The sequence below is a fragment of the Pseudonocardia pini genome (assembly GCF_013870575.1).
GTDB lineage: Bacteria > Actinomycetota > Actinomycetes > Mycobacteriales > Pseudonocardiaceae > Pseudonocardia > Pseudonocardia pini.
Window position 1 is genome coordinate 1 of the sequence record NZ_JACBXB010001053.1, and the last position, 1,486, is coordinate 1,486.

General features: G+C 73.3%; 1 protein-coding gene, 1 pseudogene and 1 riboswitch. The gene and the pseudogene both read right to left on the reverse strand.

Annotated elements, in window-relative coordinates; translation table 11 throughout:
• On the reverse strand, positions 1–822 hold an 822-nt coding region (locus H5J29_RS32390; protein ID WP_181784712.1), incomplete at its 3' end, for an LLM class flavin-dependent oxidoreductase.
• Positions 823–958: 136 nt separating this feature from the next.
• Positions 959–1,051: riboswitch (SAM riboswitch) on the reverse strand.
• Positions 1,052–1,191: 140 nt separating this feature from the next.
• Positions 1,192–1,486 (reverse strand): annotated as a pseudogene (locus tag H5J29_RS32395) (hypothetical protein); the annotation flags it as partial.

Consider the following 1,486-nt stretch of genomic DNA (forward strand, 5'->3'; position numbering starts at 1 on the left):
CTGGGCCGCCGCGACCTCGGCGAGGATCGGCGCGACGTCCGCGGCCTCCTGCGGCGTCACGAACACCACGTCCGCCGCCCGCGCCGCCAGCTCGTACGCGGTGCGGGCGTGCGCGAGCGCCACCACCAGCGGCTGGCCCTGCGGCGGGCGGGGCACGATGCCGGGGCCCTTCACCGCGAAGAACGGGCCGGTGAAGTCGATCGCGTGCACCTTGTCCCGGTCGAGGAACCGGTGGGTGGCGGCGTCCCGGATCTCGGCGTCGTCCTCCCAGCTGTCCCACAGCCGCCGCACGACCTCGACGGCGTCGGCGGCCTCCGCGAACAGCTCCTCGACCACGGCGGCGGTCTCGGGGGTGTTCAGCGTCTCGCGGCGGATCTCGGGCAGGGTGCGGCGGCCGAAGTGGGCCGCCTCGTCGGCGCGGGCGGAGGTCTGCACCCGCCAGCCCGCCCGGCCGCGGCTGTCGTGGTCGAGCGTGGAGATCGCCGAGGCCACGTGGAAGGGCTCGGTGTGGGTGGTCGTGACCGTGGGGACCAGGCCGACGTGCCGGGTCAGCGGCGCGACGAACGCCGCGACGAGCTCGGCGTCGAGCCTGCCCCGCACCTGGTCGGTGCGGCGGTCCCCGGCGACGAGGTGGTCGCCGGTCTGCAGGCCGAACCCGTCCTCGAAGGTGACGAGGTCGAGCAGGCCGCGCTCGGCCGCGCGGACCAGCGCCGCCCAGTAGCGGGCGGTGAACAGCAGGTCGGGACGGGCGCCGGGATCGCGCCAGGCGGCGGGGTGCCAGCCTGCGCCGTCGAGGGCGACGGCGAGGTGCAAGGGGGCCATGACGGCAGACCTCTACTACGGGAGTGACAGGGAGATGAGGGCTCTCGTCAGACCCGACAGGCGGCGCTGGCCGTGCGCAGGAGATCGACGTGGCGCCGATGCACTGCCTCGAAACCCACCTCGGTCCGCACAGCCGCCTCCATCGCACCCGGCTTTAGCACCCGCACCCTGTGACGGGGGGTTGCTGCGGCGTCGTCGAGCCAGGTCTCTCAGCCGCTCTGGATGGTGTGACCCCGTGGGGTCTCCTGCACTCTACGTACGGGCGAGCGCCGTTCGTCAATCCCTACGGGTGATCAGTGTGACCTACGACGCCCTCCCGGGCATGATCTGTCCGGACAATGGGCCACCGCCTCCCACCTGCAGGAAAGCTCAGACCGACAGGGAGCGATGAGGCCGGACAATTGCCGCCCGACCGTCCTCGACGACGAGCACCCGGTCGGCGACCTGCTCGACCAGCGGGAGGTCGTGGCTGATGAGCAGGACCGTGGTGGCGTGGTCGTGACGCAGCGCGTCGAGGGTGTCGAGCACCAGTCCGCGGTGGTGGGCGTCGAGCGCGGAGGTGATCTCGTCCGCCACCAGGACCGCGGGGCGGGCGAGGAGGGCGCGGGCCAGCGCGGCGCGCTGCTCGACGACCTCGGCCGGCAGGCCGAGTTCTACGGCAAGT